This window comes from Aquabacterium sp. (assembly GCF_048860245.1).
In the GTDB taxonomy this organism is placed as follows: domain Bacteria; phylum Pseudomonadota; class Gammaproteobacteria; order Burkholderiales; family Burkholderiaceae_C; genus Aquabacterium.
Genome location: NZ_JBLIZW010000071.1, coordinates 17308 through 36327 on the forward strand (window position 1 = coordinate 17308; position 19020 = coordinate 36327).

Below are 19020 nucleotides of genomic sequence, written 5' to 3' on the forward strand. Positions count from 1 at the left end.
CGGCGCTCGGAGCGCGGTGCGATTGATGGCCGAAGCAGTGTCTTCGGCGCAGCCCTTCAAAGATAAGCGAGCAGATGCGCCACCGGCCACTGCCTCGTTCGGAGATAGAGATGACCGTCCAGAACAATGATGCGCACGACCGTTTCGACGCAACGGTGCCAGCGTCCGACATGCCGGACAACGCGGCGGACATGCTGACGCAATTGGTCACGCTGGCGATGGCGTCTGGCGATGAGCAATTGATGCTGCTGGCGGATCGCCTGGACGCGCAAGGATGGTCATCGGTCTCCATCGAAGATCTGCAGGCGCTGTTTGCCCTGTTCAAGACGCATGCGGTGCCAAACGAGGCGGTGCTGGTGGCCCATGCGGACACCGGTGTGCAGCCGGACGGTCCGGCCGATGTCGGAGGGGGGGCCTTGGATGGCCTGCTGCTGGCGCAAGCTGCACCCGGCACACCACGCCCTCGCGGTGCTCGGCCGACCACGCCACCGTCTGGCAGCAACGGGGGGCAGCCCCCGATGCAAGGCGATGCTCCGGAGTTGCCACAGGCCATCACCTCTCCTCGCAACGAGTCGGATGCCCCTCCGCACCTGCCATCGTTGTCCAACGACATGGAAGGCCTGTTGCGTGCTCAGGCCTTGCTGCACAGCTTTCTGTCGGGTTTTGATCTGAGCAGTGTGGACACGCGGGGCATCGATCCGCGTGTGCCAGCCAGCATCGAAGCCGTTTTCCGTCAATTGGCCACCCATCTGGCCGGCGGTACACCTCTGATTAATTCGGGCTTGCTGACACCGTATGTGTTGCAAAGCGTTCAGACGGACGGTGCCTTGTTCGCGCCAGGCGAAGTGCCAGGTGCTGTGACGCAAGGCAACCTGCAGGATGCTTCGTCCAATGGCTCTGTGGGGTGGGGGCAGATCAATGTGCCCACGCTGCCGCCTGCGCCCCCGAAGTCGGATGTGCAGCCAACGCCCCCCGAAAATCCAACCGCCAGCACAGCCTACCAACTCAGCATCACCATCGAAGGGGATGGTTTTGTCCCTGAGGGTGGAGAACTGGTGTTCATCATCACGCGTGACAACACGCTGGGCAATGACACCGTGACCTATGCCATCGAAGGGCTGACGGCGAGCCAGCTCGAGAGCATGGGCTTGACGGGCAGCGTCACCTTTGCGGCGGGGGAGTCCTCTCAGGTCGTGCGGATCAAGCTCAATCAAGACACCACGGTCGGACCTGACCACCCCGTCTCGATCACCGTGACACCGGGCCCTGTCGGTGGTGGCGAGCCTGTGTCGGCCGTGCTGACTTATCGCGACGACGACGACGCACCTGTCGCCATTTCTGCCGGTGTGGCGGAAGTCACCGAGGGTACTGCGGCTGATCCACGCTGGACGGAAGTCACCTTCACGGTGACCCGGACCGTGCCTGCCTCGCATCCGGCCGATGTGCCTTTGCCTGCTGACAGCGTGGCCTGGAGTGTGGACACCACCTCGACCGGGGCAGTCAGCGCGGCCGATATTCACCCATCTGATCTGGCTGGCGCTGTCAGCTTTGCAGAAGGGGAATTGAGTAAGACGATCACGATTCGCGTCCTGCAAGACCGCGTGGCGGAAGACGATGAAACGCTGACGGTGCAACTGGATACCAGCGCATCGACCACGATGACCTTGGCTTCGGATGCAGATGCTTCGGCATCGACCACGGTGCTGAACGACGACGTGCCGACCTTCTCGTTTGCGGCTGCTGCGCAGACCGTGGTGGAGGGCAATACCCTGTCATTCACGGTGACACGTGAGACGGGTCTGGGTCGGGCTGTGAGCCTGAACTACAACCTGCTGACCGTGGCCGGCGGCGGGACCCCGCTGGCTGACGATGACACGGGCGGCACCATCGAGTTTGCGGCGGACGAGACCGAGAAGACCATCACCATCTCGACCGTGAATGACCAACTGGTCAATGGCGATCAGCGCTTCTATCTGTCTTTGGCCCCAGATGCCGGCATTCAGGTGGATGGCGCACCCGCCGTGGGCATCGTGACGAGCGACGATGCGCAAATCAGCATCGACAGCATCGTGGCGGGCAGCGACGTGGTCAATGGCATGGTGACGTACACCGTCACCCTGAGTCGCACGGGCGCGCTCAATTTCACCCATTCGGTCAACTGGGATGTGACGGGGGTGGGCGAGAACCCTGCGCCAGACAGCGATTTTTCCTTGCCCGGCAACCGGGTCATCACGTTCCCGGCGAACAACTCCGGTGCAGACATTGACACGGTCACCTTCACCTTCCAGGCTCAAACGGGCTTGAAGGTCAACGGCGAGCGTTCGTTCGAGGTGCAACTCAACGAGAGCGCTGACAACGTGGTGCTGGGCGTCGATGCGATGCGAGCCAACATCATCCCGACCGGCGTGGCCGTCAGCATCGCGCCGGTGGCCGCTCAGGTGATTGAGGGTTCAGCCGCGGGTACCGAAGCAGGTCACACCTTCCGGGTGAGCTTGTCCGAAGCCGCCGTGGAAGACGTGGTCGTGCGCTGGACGGCGTCGTCCTACGGCAGCGGGACCACCCTGGATGCCAACGCCGCAGACTTTGGTGGCACCTTCCCAACCGGAACGGTCACCATTCCGCGTGGTGAGACCAGTGCCATCGTCACGGTCACTCCCAGCGCTGACAGCGTGGTGGAAGCCTCCGAAAAGTATCAGGTCACCATCTCGGTGGTGTCGGGCTCTGCTGGTGTGGTCGTGCCATCTGCTACAGGGACCATCATCAACGATGACGCCTTGGTGGGCTTTGCTTCGGCCACGTTTGAAAATCTGGAAGGCAATGAAGGTGCCAATGGCACCTTGGTGGCCTATGTGCAGCGTGAGGGCTTCACCCGCAGTGCGGTCAGTGCGTCGTGGCATGTGGAGCTGATCAACGGCCAGGCCACCCAGGACGACCTGGTGTCGGCCACCTTGCCCAGCGGCACGATTGAAATGCTGCCCGGTCAGGTCCAAGCCGAGATCCGCATTCCCCTGTTGGGCGACAGCGTTCTGGAAAATCCAGAAAAATTCCGCATCGTTCTGGACAACCCCGGTACGGGCACCACCCTCAAAACCGGTGCCACGGTGGCCGAGGCGACCATCCTCAACGATGACGCAGTCATCCAGATGGTGTCGACCACGCTGACGCATGCGGAAGGTCAGGCCGGAGAAACCAGTGTCGTCACCGTGGAGGTGTCACGCACGGGGGATACCAGTCGCGCGGCCAGCTTCTCGTGGTCTGCCCAGCATGGCACCACCAGCAGCACCGATTTCTTGGGCAAGTTGTCAGGCACGGCCTCGTTTGCGGCTGGTGCCAGCACCGCAACGTTCACCATCGCGGTCAATCCTGACGATGTGAAGGAAGCGGACGAGACCTTCACGGTGTCGCTGACGGGGTCGTCAACCGCCGGGCATGTGATTGGTGCGCAGGCCAGCACCGTGGTCACCCTGACGAACGACGACGCGATCGTGTCGTTCGATACGGCTGCGGCCAACCTCAGCCAAACCAAGCTGGAAGACGGAACGGCACACGCGGGCCAAACCTTCACCTACACCATCAAGCGAGATGGTGACATCTCGCACGCCAGCACGGTCAACTGGCACTTGGACTTTGCCGGCAAGACGGCTTCGAGTGACGACTTCAATGCCGTGTCGGGGACAGCGACCTTTGCAGCCGGCAGCGACACGGCCACCATCACGGTGACACCCAAGGTGGACAAGGTGGTGGAGGCCGATGAGACCTTTGCGGTGGTGCTGGATGCCCCCAATGCTGGATCGGGCCTGCGACTGGGGACCACCACCACGGCGAACGGCACGCTCGACGACGATGATGTGGCAATCAACGCCACCTTGGTGTCCGCAGCCAAGGAAGGCAACAGTGGTGTCAGCACCTACACCTACACCCTGACTCGCACCGGCGACACCGACCGACAGGCTTCAAATGTTGATTGGACCATCTCTGGTGTCGACATTGTGGATGGCGGCAAGCAACTGGCCAGCGCACTGAGCGCGGCGGAGTTGGCTTCTGTTGCGTCGGGCAATGTGAGCTGGGCTGCCGGCGCCACCGACAGCAAGACCATCACTGTGCAGGTCAACGCCGACACGGTGGCTGAAGGCGAAGAGGCCTTCCGTCTGAATCTCACCAGCGGCACCGGCGATCATTCCAACCTCCTGGCCAACGGCATGACCGGTGTGGTGCATGACGACGACGCCGTGTTGTCGATCAGTCGCACGGCTGCATCGTTTGTCGAGGGTGGGGCGGGGCAGACGCAGGCCATCACTTTCACGGTGACCCGAACCGGGGATCTGTCTGGTGCCGTCTCGGTTGACCTGCTGCCATCGGGTTCCAACAATGTGACCGGACCTGCGTCCGCCACATTCGCCGCATACAACGATTCGGTCACATTGCATTACACCGATGGTCGTCCGGATCAGGTGATTCAGCTGACAGGCGGAGAGGAGTCCGTCGACGTTCAATTCACTGTGACCGGTGATGACACGCTGGAAAGCGGGGAAGTGCTCACAGTGTCACTGGCCAACCCAACAGGGGGCGCCACGCTCGACGCTGCGCACAACTCGGCCACCATGACGGTGACCAACGATGATGACAAGGTCACGGTGGTGGCCAGCACCACATCGCTGATCGAAGGCAACAGCGGCCAGACGCCGCTGACCTTTACCTTGACGCGCACAGGGGACACGACCAAAGAAACGGCCGTGGCGTGGCGTCTCGCAGGGGCGGGCACCGTGCCCGTTACGGCAGACGACTTCGTCAACAGCCCGGAAGATGTGAGCGTGCCCAATGACGGCATGCCGTCCGGCAAGGTGACATTCCTGGCTGGAGAAACCAGCAAGACGGTGACGGTGTACGTCAACGGCGACACCGACATTGAAGCAGATGAGGGCATGACCCTCGACCTGTCCGTGGCCGCAGGCAACACCGAAGTCACCAGCACCACCGTCACGGTGGTGGGTGATGACGTGGGCTACAACGCCATTGCACGGCAGGCCACCGTGATCGAGGGCAACGACCCTGACGTGGCGCGCTACGTCTACTTTGACTTGGTTCGTGCAGGCAACACCGGTGTCGCCAAAACTGTGGATTGGGCCGTCACGGGCCTCACATCTGCCGATGTGTTGTCGCCTCTTTCGGGGTCCTTCACGTTTGCCGCCGGCCAGACCGGTGGCGTGGTGGCGCTGCTGGTCAAGCAAGACTCCGTGGTCGACACCAACAAGACCGCCTCACTGACCTTGACCGATCCGGCCAACAGCAATGCGGTGTTGGCTACCAGTGGCAGCACGCTGTTGAAGGACGACGACGCTGCCATCAGCATCTCGGCCAATGTGGCTTCGGTGGCGGAAGGGACCGACCCCTCTCCCAATGTTGCCAGCACGGATGGCAGTGACGAATACAAGGAGGTGTCGTTCACGGTGACGCGAACGGGCAGCAACTTGCTGCAAACCTCGACCGCCAACTGGAGCGCGACGGGCATCGATGCCGCTGATACCTTTGACGGTGTCACGTCGGGCACGGTGACCTTTGCATCGGGCGAAGTGACGCAAGTCATCACACTCAAGGTCAAGAGCGACTCCATCAAGGAGAACGATGAGACCCTGACGGTGTCGTTGACCAACGCATCGGCGGGCACGTCCGTCACGACCGCAAGTGACCACACCGTCATCACCAACGACGACGCAGAAGTGGCGTTTGACAGCGGCTCACTGTCGCTGGTGCGTGACGAAGGCGATTCGGGTAGCAATGCGTATACCTTCACGCTCACCCGAACAGGCAACCTGAACCAGTCTTCCACGGTGGACTGGTCTGTGGGTGGCAGCGAAGTCAATGTGGATGACTTCGTCGGCTATTTCGACGTGTATGGCAACAGGGTCATGCCGTATGGGACGGCGACGTTTGCTGAAGGAGTAAGTACTGCTACGGTCACGGTCAACGTCAACCCGGACACCTTCTCTGCGAATCACACTTATTGGTGGTGGAACACGACAGGCAGCAGGTTGGAAGGCGATGAACGCTTCAGCGTGACGCTGTCCAATCCTTCTGTCGGCACGTCGATTGGCACGGACAACACCGCGCAAGGCACGATCGTCAACGACGACGTCAAGATTCAGATTGTGGACGTCCACACGAATCTGCCAGAAGGGCTGGCGCCAGATGCCAACGGCGATGTGAACCCGTCACAAGCAGGCATTCAGACTGCGATTGAGCAGAGCTTCACGCTGCAGCGTGTGGGTGACCCGCGTCAGGCCATCACCATCGAGTGGTACGTCAACACCTCTGGGTTTGCGGACCAGATGCAGGCCGGCCAGGCGACCTCAGGGCAAATCACCTGGGCAGCAGGGGATACCTCGCCCAAGACCGTCACCTTCCGTCCCGTGGCCGACGATTTGATCGAGCCGGACTATCACTTCACCGTGCAAGTGCGTGAAGTCACGGGAGGCAATGGCAATCTGATTGACGAGTTCAGCTTTGGCACCAACACGTCGATCGTCCAGAACTACAACTTCCCCAGCGAAGCGGGCTATATCACCTTGGGTGAGTTCGTCGTCAAGCGTGATGAGGCGGGGGTGTGGATCAGCAACCAGGTCACGAGCAGCTACGACAGTTGGAGCAGCTTGCCGCAGCCGCCCACGGAGCAATATTCGGGTGGTGACTACAGCAATGCTTGGTCACGCTACTCCGCTGGCACCAACGGGGTGAACTACTCAGGCGAGGATGCCCCGAACCAGGAAGGTTCGATCGGCGTGGCCCAAGCAGGGTCAGACTTCACCGCAGCATCGGGTACCGTCAACTTCACGCAGACCAATCAAACCCAGCACATCACCCTGGCCATCCAGGATGACAGCACCTTCGAAACCACCGAAGGCTTCTCGGTTTACCTTGACAACGCGACCGGCGCGACCGTGGTGACGGATCAAGGGCGTGTCACCATTCGCGACGATGACAACGTGGCCAATGGCTACCGGGTCGATGTGCAGGGCAGCACGGCGATTGAAGGTCTGGACAACGATGCGCAGTTCACCGTTCACCTCGGCAAGGCGCTGACACAGGAAAACACCTTCACGGTAGATCTGGGCGGTGGCAGCAGTTCTGCTGCGGTATCAAGCACGTCGGGTGAAGCCGGTGATTTCACGCGCTACTTTGAGTTCTCGACCGATGGCGGGACCACCTGGCAGACGAATGCGCCTGTCTTCAACTTCAACGTGGCCTCAACGGCCAAGTCGGTTGACGACCAGATGCAGGCGGTTTACCACTTTGATAACAGCAATGGCTGCGACGACTCCTTCGATAGCTGGTTGGAGTTCTCTGACCTGAAGGCGGGGGCTGGCTACAAGGTGGGTGGTGTGGCCAATGCCGACACGCTCAATAGCCTCTGGGGCGGTTCGCGGATCTACATTGCGGTGAAAGCCGATACGGTGGTGGACCCAGACGCGCTGGGTCTGTCCTTCTCGGGTTCGAAGGGGGCGCTGACAGGCTCTTTTGCCGGGGTTGCCGATCTTCACAGCACTTCGGATCTCAATGACGACGCGCTGAGCTTCTTCCAGAACCATGTGGGTTCAGCCAGCAACCTCAGCGACATCCAGTCGTACTTTGACCAGTACGCCGAGCGCAACAGCGACGGTCAGGCTGTCAAGTTCCTGGTGTTTGATATCACCGTGCCAGACGGGCAAGACCCCTACGCGGTGGACCTGATCTGGTCTGTGGATGGGCTGGATGCCTCCACCGTGGTGGCTCCCCAAGACGGGAATGTGTGGAGCAACCTGCTGGTGACGCATGACTTGACCCTGGCCGCCGGGGACACCTCGGTGAATGCCGATGTCGAGTTGGGTGCGCAGGCGATCTTTGACACGAGCAACGTCGTGGATGCAGTTGGCACTTACGAACCCAACCATCTGAATCCGTCGTTCACGCTGAACTCGGACACCATCGACGCGAACGGCGTTCGCACCGTGACGGTGACGGTGACACGACCTGATGCATCGGTGGAAGATGTGCTGGCGTATCACCTGAACATTGCAGAGTTGACCGATGGCGCCTTCTTGCCAGGTTCGGCCACGCGTGATGGCCAGGTTGCCTTCGAGGTGGGCGAATCCACCCAGCAATTGACCTTCACGTTCTCCGCCATTCCTCCGGAGCCTACTGTCCCGGTTGTCCAGCATGACATCCATGTGGTGGTCGATGACGACAGCTCGGGCGTGGTGCGTGCCTATGTGGACACCGACGCGGATGGTGTGCTGGACGCATCTGAGGCGGTCAGCTCGAACCTTGCGTTTGACGACGGGCGCGATCTGGTTGGCTTGGCCAACAACCGCGTCACCATCCAGTTCAATGATGTGCCGGACCAGGCATTGAACTTCCAGGGCTTTGGTGCCGACGACAAGGTCGAAATCAACCTCGACCAGTTTGGTCGCAACGGGTGGGAAATCGGCCAGCCTCAGTGGGGGCAGCAGACTGGCTACTCCTACAACAGCGCAGGGCGCATCTACTACGCGCACAGTGATCTCAGCCAAGGTGGCCGGACCCTCAACAACGGTGGCTATTGCCTGTCTCTGTCTGCACAGCGGGCCAATTGCTCGTCGGTCGCCTATCTGAACCTGCAGGGCTCGAATGCCGAATCAGGCTGGACCAACCGCTGGTTGGCGACCTTCGGTCATTACAACGACGCCAACACCATCATCGATGGCGACGGTGGCCTGATGAACCAAGTTTCCTTCGTGCACAACCCCACTGTGCACGTCGTGATCGACGGCGATGGAGCATATGTCGACACGGATGCCGATGGCGTGCACGACGCGTCCGAAACGAGCTTGGCTTTCAGTAGCACCGGTGCGGATCTGATTGACGTGGCACACAACAACGTGGTGCTGCACTTCAACGATGCACCGGACGTTGCGCTGGATCTGCAAGGTTTCGGTCGTGATGACCGCATTGAAATCGACGTGGCGGACTTCAGGGCCAATGGATGGGATGGCTTTGATGGTGTGGGCATTGGCCAGACCTGGCAGAACCAGCACATCGACTGCGCCTCGACCAGCCGAACCAGCTCAAAGGGCTTGTCACTGACCACGGGCTACTTTTCATTGCATGCTGATCGACAAACCGATGGCACAGGCAATCGCTGGAGCACCAATGCGCTGGCCGTGCATGTGGGCAGTGCCAACGCGGAGTTGGCCAAGTTTGGGACGGGGTACGACGTCAACACGATCATCGATGGCAATGGCGCGTTGTTGAGCCGTGTGAGCTTCGTCAACGCGGGTGAAACCACACGGGACATCCACGTGGTGGTCGATCAAAGCGGGGCGTTCATCGACACGGATGCAGATGGCGTGTTGGACGACAGCGAAGCCGTGGATGAAAACCGTGCCTTTGCGGCCGATGGCACGGACTTGATTCACCTCTCCAGCAATCACGTGACCATTCGAGTCAATGATGTGCCGGATGTGGCACTCGATTTGAAGGGCTTCGGTGCCGACGACAAGATCGAAATCAATCTGGATCAGCTGAGTGATGGTCGTGCGGATGTGGCGACCTACGAGCATGGCAATGCATATTTCAATGCGTATTCTGGTGATGGCCACGTCTACTCCGCACACAGCAACTGGAATGCATGCGGAAGCAACTTCTACTTCGGCATGAATGTCAGTCGTGGTGATGGTTGGGGTGGCCAAGTTGAGCTGCGCGTGCAGCACAGTGGCTCATATGGTGGTGACAACGGCACGTTGGGCGTATTGGGTCCTGACAACGATGCCAACACCCTGATGGACGGGCGCGGTAGCCTGTTGGGTCAAATCTCCATCGTGCGTGATGCCACCATTCACGTGGTGGTCGAAGCCGATGGCGCCTTCATCGACACCGATGCGGACGGCGTGCTGGACCTGGAAGAGGCCACCGACGCCAACCGCGCGTTCGACCAAGACGGCAGTGATCTGATCGGGCTGAGTGACCATCATGTGGTGGTCAAGTTCAACGACGCGCCGGACAGCTCATTGGACTTCAGTGGCTTTGGCCGCGATGACCGCATTGAGATCGATCGCACCGCATTCGAAGCGGCAGGCTGGCCGGGTGGCGAAGCAAACGAGTCGTATGCCAATCATTATCGAAGCTGGTCCGGTGGCTATGCTAACAGTGACCGTGGATTCGACGTTCAATCGGGCAGTGGTTATTTTGAAGTCAACGCTTACCGTTATGGCAGCTCTGCTTATCTGCGGGTGTCAGGCAGCCAGCGATCTGAATCGGGGAATTACAACTGCACCGACGATTCGCTGGCATGGATGAGCGGCTCCAACCTGCTGGATGGCAACGGCGGTTTGATGAACCGTGTGAGCTTCGTCCAGAGCAACGTGGTGCACGTCGTGGTTGAAGCCACGGGCGGCTGGATTGATCAGGACGCCGATGGTGTGCTGGACAGCGCCGAGCGCACCGATGCCAACCGCGCCTTTGATTTCGCAGCGGACGGTAGCAATGCCCTCGTGGACTTGGCCCACAGCAAGGTGGTCCTCCACTTCAATGACAACCCGAACGAGGCATTGGACTTGTCAGGCTTCGGTCCGGACGACCGCATCGAAATTGACCGCACCGCGATGGGCCTCAATGGCTGGCACGGCGGGGTCAACTCGAACCACTGGACCGGCAGCGATGCATCGAGCGCTGGCGGCTTCCTGCACAGCATCAAGTACATCCAGGGTTTCCACAGCGATTACGGCTGCGTCGAATTGGCTGTACACGGCGTGCGGGCGGGCAGCGAGGCCAACCTCCTGGGCTTGAGCAGTCAAGCTGGTAGCGGTAGGCAGACCGCTATCCTCGGGACCTTTGGCGACAACACCAGTGTCGTGGATGGTCAGTACAGCCTGGCTCATAAGGTTTCCTTTGTGACCAGCACCATCCATGTGGTGGTGGAAGCTGACGGCGCATACATCGACAACAACGGCAACGGTGATCTGGATGCGGACGACGTCCGCAGTGCATTCGATCAAGACACAGGCGCGGCACTGATCGACTTGGCACACAACAAAGTGGTCATCGAGTTCAACAACGCACCCAATGTGGCATTGGACTTCAGCGGCTTCGGGGACGATGACCGCATTGAAGTCGACAGAACCGCTTTTGCGTTGAATGGCTGGGTTGGCGCGGACAACGGGGCCCGCTGGCAGAACGCCTATGGTTGGCCAAATTCAAGCGGGGCCTACAGCCGTCAATATCTCAGTAGCTACAGTGATGCCTACGGATGTGTGGGCATCTCTGTCGAGGGCTTGAGAAACAGCGAATTCAATGAGCTGAGAGTTTCTGCGTGGACCACAAGCAGTGGTCGACAAGCCGTGCTGGCAGACTTTGGCGACAACACCTTGATCAATGGCTATGGCGGTCTGAATGACAAGGTGTCGTTTGTGGGCAAGACCTACATCGACGGATTCGATGACGGCCAAGGGGCCATCACCATCAATCAAGGTGGCACGCTCTCCGGCGGCAACATGTCTTACACCGACACCATCACGGTGGATGCCGGTGTCGACACCATCTTGATTCGCACCCCCATCGTGGACGACAAGATCGATGAAGCTGTCGAAACAATTGGCATCACGGTGACGCATGAAGGCGGAGACGACTTCCTGGTGCCTGAGCAGTCTGCGCAGACCGTGCTGGTCGACAATGACAGTCCTCAACTGACCCAGGCCTCGGTGTCGAACGTGTATGACAGCACCTTGGGGCAATATTATTTCTGCCAGGTCATTGACATCAATAACCGCAACGGCAACACCCCCAACGTCTACTTCTCTGGCAATTACTACTCCAACTCGCTGAATGCCGACGCGGGCACCAACCAGTCGTTCACCGTGAAGTTGACCTTCTCCGGGGCGTGGGAGGTGGCGCTGATTGGTGAGGAGCTGGACGCACGTGATGCGGGAAGTTGGGGTTACTCCAGCCTGGTCTTGAGCAGCTCGGACACCTTGCACAACAGCTCGCCGGCTTTCACCGTGATGTCAGGTGCAGCCGTGCTGGATGAAGACGGTGTACCAACTGGTGCATTCACGTACGAACTCCGTGTGCCGGCGGGTACCGAGCAGATCCTCATGCGCTCGGCGGTGTCTGGCTATGGCGCCAACACCGATGGTTTGTCCATGACACACGAGGTCACGCATGTTGACCCGGTGATCGTCGTGCGCAACACCACGGTCAACGAAGCCGATGGCACGGTCTCTGTAGACGTGGTGGCAGTGGGGGGCGACGTCTCCAACAGCCATCCGGTCAGCGTGGACTACGAGACGACCGATGGTCAATGGGTTGACCGGACCTTCGTCATCAGCCGCGAATATGCAACTGCGGGTGAAATGACCGTGTCCTGGTCCGTGCAGTCCCTGACGGCTTCGGCAACCGCCACCACCGGTGTGCTGCCTGACGGCAATGGCTATGGTGACTATGTGTCAGGCTACTTTGGGCAGTCGGTCATCGGGACCGTTTCGCCAGACGACTTCGTGATCGTGGGCGATCAGTCGGCCAACGCTTTGACCGGTCTGCCCAGCGGGACAGTGACCTTTGCCGAAGGCCAGAAGGAAGCCTACGTGACCGTCCGTGTGCGAGCCGACAACGTCGGTGAAGCACCAGAGGACTTCCGTGTGGTGCTGACCGAAGTGCCCGACGGCGTGGCCTTGTTGGCCAACCCCGTGGCGCCGCTGTCTTACGCCGAACTGGGTTCTGCGGGCTACGGCAAGATCGTCAACGACGACCAGGTGTTCACGGTCAGTGGCGCGGTGTTCAGTGAGTCGATCAGCAGCAAGGCTGTGCATGACAGCGATGGCTGGCACACAGCCGGTGGCAATGGCATGGCGGTTGAAGGCGTGCCCTCTGGCTTGTCGGTGCCGGCTGGCTACACCTTGCACCAGTTCGTGATCAATCGCGAAGGTGACAACACGGCTGCCGCATCGGTGGACTGGGTGATCCAGGTCAAGGGTGTCGACGGCACGGGTGGCTTTGTCGAAACGGCCGATCTGGCGACGCAAGGCGAGGGCGCTCACCAGGCCGAGACTGCAGACTTCCTGAGTGATGGTTCTGCGTATGGCGTGACGTGGGCCGCATCGGCTGTGGGTGGCGTATGGAGTTCGCTGGGCAAGACAGTGACCTTTGCCGCAGGTGAAAGCCAGAAGGTGGTCACCGTGGCCATCAAGGATGACTTGCTGGCAGAAGACGCCGAGCAGTTCAAGATCGTGCTGACCAATCCCAAGGCACTGGAGGGCAACGAAGGCAATCCAGGCGTCAGCGAAACCCGTGGCAGTGCAGATTTCCTCATCGGCGATGACGATGGCACCACGGTTTCTGTGGCCATGGGCTGGCGCGACAACGCCAGTGCATCCGAAGTGCATGCGCTGGCGAATGGTGGCAACTTCTCCGAAGGCACGGGCGACGAGTGGACGCCTTCGAACAATGACACGAGCAATGATCGCGAACTGGTATTGACCTTCACGCGCTCGAATGCCGACAGCACGGCCAGCCAAGCCTTCTTTGAGCTGTATTCCAGCGCCGAAAACAACGGTACCAACGTCTTCTCGGTGGTGTCCGGTGCCATGGCGAGCTACGTCGGGGGCGCGTCCATCTGGCGTGGCACCGTCACGTTTGCAGAAGGCGAAACGACCGCCACAGTGGTGTTGCGCGTGACCGATGACGATCTGGTCGAAAACGACCACCAGATCACGGTGACCTTGTACGACGCCGAGCATCTGCCCACGGCCTGGAATGGCGGCGCGCAGTATCAAGAATGGGGCGGCGCCACGCAGTACGACGCCACAGGCATTGGTACGGCACAGAACATCACCGATTGGAACACCACGCATCGCGACGCCGAGCACTACACCAGCACCGTCACCGTGAAGAACGATGACGTTCGCCTGTGGGTCAATGGGTTTACGACGGTGGGGTACGGTGGGTACAACAGCGGCGCGATGTGGAGCCCTTCGCAGAGTGTCAGCGAAGGGGATTCCGCCTGGGGTGGTGCGGCCGATCAGACCGCAGAGGGCGCCAGCGGCGGCGTGACCTTCACGCTCGCGCGAGCCGGTGTTCAAAACACCGACATCACGCTGGGTTGGGAAGTGGTGCTCAATGGCACTGCAACGCTGGATGACTTCAACGCCGCCTATCTGGTGAATGAAGGCGGTGTGGACAAGATCAAAGGCACGATCACCTTGCCTGCGGATGCGGTAAGTGGCCAGGAGGGAACGCTCCAGCTCACGATCGCCAACCTGTTTGCCAAGGACCGCGTGGTCGAGAACAACGAGACGTTCTCGCTGACCTTCACGTCCGACGAGACCAACGTGCTCTTCACCCCGGACTGGCGTGAAGAGGCTCCGGGCTCGTATGTCTATCACTCGGACATGGCAGGACGTGAGACCATGACCATCGGCATGACGCTGTTGAACGACGACGTCACGTATGGCATCAGCCTGAATGCTGCGAATGCCAGCGGCAAGGTGGTTGAAGGCGACTCGGGCAATCACACCTTTGTGTTTGATGTGAATCGCGCCATTGACGAGGGCAATACCCGCACAGACGGCTACACGTCAGGCTCAGCGGTCGAATGGCGCGTGGTGGGGATTGGTGACCATCCGGTGGATCCTGCGACGGACTTTGTGGGGGCAACATCGGGAACGGTCTATTTCAACGGGTCGTACCAGAACTACCAAGGTCAGTGGATCACTCCAGCCGATCAGTCCGACTTGATCCGCCAGATCACCCTGACGATCAAGTCCGACTCCAAGGTGGAGTACGGCGAAAACTTCCGGGTCGAGTTGTACAACCCCAGCATCGGCTACGTTGATCCGGCACATGCCTCGGCAACCGGCACCATCGTCAACGATGACACGGGCATCCTCATCAACGACTTCTCGGTCCGCGAGGGCGACAGCGGCGACACCGTGGTCACCGCCACGGTGACCCGTGTGGGTGTGCTGGATGGTGATCAGTCGTCCATGACCTGGACGCAGTACAACCTCGACACCGATGCGGATGATTTGGGTACAGGCGCGTTCACGGGTACCCTGACCATGGGTGACGGCGGCGAAACTTCGACGTTGGCGCAAACCGATGGCTATGGTGAGCAAACCGAGACCTTCACCTTCAACGTCCATGGCGACGCGACGGTGGAAGACGATGAGACCATGCTCCTGGCGCTGTCACGCTTGAGCGGTGTGGATGATGCGATTGACACCCAGGCCACTGTCACTGTTCAGAACGACGACACCGTGTTCTCGGTGGTGGCCGATCCTGCCTTTGCGGCCAACAGCTACACAGAGGGCGCCGGCACGTACCACTACCTCATCACGCGCAGCAATACCACGCCTCAAGCGCAAACCGTCACGTGGTCGGTGGTGTCGGGAGGCGGTCGCAACCTGGCCGACGCGTCGGACTTCGGCGGCACATTCCCTTCCGGGACCGTCACCTTCCAGCCCGGTGAGACATCGGTGGCCATCACCGTGAACGCCAGCAGCGCCGACTCCACGGCAGAAGCCGATGAGCGCTTCCTGGTTCAGGTCACCGCGCTGGGCACCGGGTCTGAGAATGACACGGTATCGGGTGTCGGTGCCGTGGGCGAAATCGTCAACGACGATGCTGCGGTCTTCATCGGGGACGGCAAGCCTGTTACGCAGATCGAGGGTTCTGGCTCCGCAGCGAAGTCCTACCAGTTCGACGTGGTTCGTTCTGGACCGATCGGCGGTTCGTCTGCTGTTGATTGGGAGATTGTGCTGGACGGCACCGCCACGGCCGACGACTTCACGGGCCCGATGAGCGGCACTGTCAATTTCAGCGGCAACGGCACCCAAACCGTGTCGGTGGGTCTGGTGGCAGATTCGCTGATGGAAAACGGCGAAACCTTCCACATCCGACTGTCCAACCCCACAGCCGGAACGACCATCGTCTCGTCGTCCAATAACGCGCAGGGCATCATCGGTGACGATGACTACACCCTGAGCGTGGCAAACGCTTCGTTGGCAGAAGGCGATGGCAACAAGAACATCACCTTCACGGTGACACGCACGGGTGCTGCAGACTTGGCCGCATCGGTGAGCTGGTCGCTGGCTTTTGCCGACGGCCAGGCGGACGCCAACGACTTCCGTGCCACAACAGGTACGTTCACCTTCCCGGCTGGCGCCACCACCTACACCTTCAACGTGCCGGTCAAGGGCGATGTGCAGTGGGAGCCCAATGAGACCTTCACGGTCAATCTGGACTACGACCGCAACAACGGCACCAGTGGGACCACATCGGCTGTGGGCACATTGCTCAATGACGATGAGGGCTTCTCGATTGCCGCCATCGCACCGACACTGGAAGGTGCCGACGCGACACCTGGCACGATCACCTTCCGTGTGGTCCGCGACGGCAACACCACTGGCGACAGCTCGGTGACCTGGAGCCTGGCAGGTACGGGCACACATGCCGCTACCACGGATGACTTTGCATCCGGCGCCGCCCTGACAGGCCAAGTGGAGTTCGCTGATGGCGAGACCTACAAGGACGTCACGGTGCAGTTGGCGGGGGATGGCACGGCGGAATACGACGAAGGCTTCACTGTCACGCTCTCCAACCCGGGTGCTGGCAGCTCGATCAAGACGGCAACGGCCACCGGCGTCATCACCAATGACGACCTGGGCTACACCGTCACCGCCGATGTCACCTCGTTGACCGAGGACGACGCTGCGCACAACACCATCACCTTCACGGTGCATCGTTCGGCAGATCCCGACACGATCAACAACACCGAGTCGACCGTGAACTGGGCGATTGCAACCGCATCGGGGGCCAGCGCTGCGCTGCAAGCTGCGGACTTCGTGGGCGGTGAGAACAGTGTCGTGACGTTTGCCGCAGGTGAGTCAAGCAAGACCATCGTGCTGCAATTGGCCAACGACGGTGCGCAGGAAGGCAATGCCACCCTGCGCCTGCAACTGAGCAATCCGTCGGTCGGATCGCTGCTGTCGGATCATGTGGATGCCGCGGTGGTCGATGATGACGACACCCTGGCCTTGGTGGCACAACAAGCGAACAGTGCGGCCGAAGGTGAGCCTGCCGACGCCGCTACCAAGTCCTTCCTGTTCCAAGTCACGCGGACAGGATCGAGCTTGGGTGTGGCCGAGGTGACCTGGACGGTGGCAGGCTCGGGTGCACACGCCCTGTCTGCGGACGAAATCGACCACATCGTGGTGGATGGCGTCACGGTCAGCGGGTTGACTGGTGCCCTGTCGTTTGCCGATGGTGACACCAACGCCAAGGTCATCGAAGTCTTCACCAAGACGGATGACACCGGCGAGTTCGACGAGCAATTCACGGTCAGCCTCAGTGATGCCAGCTACGGCTCCACATTGACCACGGCATCGGCCACACAAACCTTGCTGAACGATGACCCTGCGCTGCAGATCAGCATGGCCTCGCGCCAGATTCAAGAAGGCAATGAAAGCGACGACCGTGCGTTCACCTTCACCGTGACACGCTCGGGCAGCACCGTGGGCATCTCGACGGTCAAGTGGGCCATCGAGTCGGCCTCGGCCAACCTCAACGTCGAAGACTTCGGCGGCTTCTTCCCATCGGGCCTGGTCACCTTTGCAGACGGTGAATCCACCAAGACCGTGACGGTGCTGACCGCCGGCGATGGCTTGGCAGAAGGTGACGAGGACTTCCGCATCGTCCTGAGCGCGCCGACCAATGGCGACATCGTGGGCGATGCGTCGGTCACCGCCACCTTGGTCAACGACGATGTGCGTGTCGACATCGCGGCCGTCAATGACACCTTGGCAGAAGGCGCGCAAGGCCAGACCACCCGCTTTGGCTTCGAGCTGACGGCGTCGGGCAGCGAGGCCGCCCGCACCGCCTTGGTGAGCTGGCACGTGGAAGGGGAGGGCTTGCATCCCGCCAACGCAGCCGACTTCGTGGGTGACCTGCTGCCTTCGGGTTCCACGACCATCAAGATGGCCTACGGTGAGGGCAGCAAGATCTTCTACGTGGATCTGGCTGGCGACAACGTGTACGGACCTTCCGAGCAGTTCAAGGTCGTGATCGACTCGGTGGATGTGCTGGACGCCAGCGGCAATCCGCTGGGCGGCAGCGCGGTCAACGCCACGGCGGTGGTCACCGCTGATGACGACGACACCTTGATCGGACTGCGCCAGGGCGACAACCACTCGGTGGTCGAAGGCAACGATGGCACGACCGAACTGCGGTTCTACGTGGATGAGTTGGGGAGCTCGGGCATCAGCCCTGTGATGGACGACATTCGTGTCAGCTATCACATCACTGGTGACACCAATGCGGCTGACTTTGTCGATGTGTCCGGGAGCAACGTGGCCCTGTCTTCTGACGACGACGGGTACTACATCAGCGTCCAGGTCAAGGGCGACATGACGGTCGAGTCCTCCGAGCGCTTTGTCCTGAACCTCGACAGCGCCACCAGCGTGTCGCAAGGGGCCAATGTGGAAGTGGCGGAACAGGGCCGCTCCACCGATGGGGTGATCGTTGGCGACGACTTCGGTCTGCAGTTTGTGGCCAGCAGCCTGACGCAAGCCGAGAACAAGGCTCGCTTCGTCTTCGATGCCCTGCGCGATGGCCCGATCGACCAGTCCATGGATGTGTTGGTCCGCGTGGGCGTGCCCAGCACCTTGGGTGCCAATGAAGATGGCGCCAGCGCCAACGACTTCATTGATCCGAGCACAGGCCTTGCTTACGCAGCTGGCAGCACCATTGAAACGACCTTGCATTTCGATGCTGGCGCGGCAACGGGGCGCTTCGTGCTGGAGGCGGTGCATGACACCACCGCCGAAAACAATGAGCGCTTCGCCGTGACGGCAGAGATCACGCAGATTGGTGGTGCCGATGTCACAGGGACTTACGCGGAGACCTACCTCGAAGGCCTGATCACGAACGATGATGGTGCCGTGAATGCTGCGACCTATCATCCAGATCAGCCGCTGCCAGAGCTGACTCACATCGTTTGATCGGGTGTGAAAGGCGTGG

Annotated in this window: 1 protein-coding gene; it reads left to right on the forward strand. The window is 60.6% G+C overall.

All coding sequences use genetic code 11. The features are described 5' to 3' along the window. Nucleotides 1-110 precede the first annotated feature (110 nt). A complete protein-coding gene (locus ACMV18_RS08070) occupies nucleotides 111-19001 on the forward strand; it encodes a Calx-beta domain-containing protein (RefSeq protein ID WP_420817411.1) in 18891 nt (6296 codons plus the stop codon). Nucleotides 19002-19020 lie beyond the last annotated feature (19 nt).

Excerpts from the sequence above, each read along its gene's own strand:
- ACMV18_RS08070 (WP_420817411.1), top strand. The coding sequence starts at position 111 with ATGACCGTCCAGAACAATGATGCGCACGACCGTTTCGACGCAACGGTG.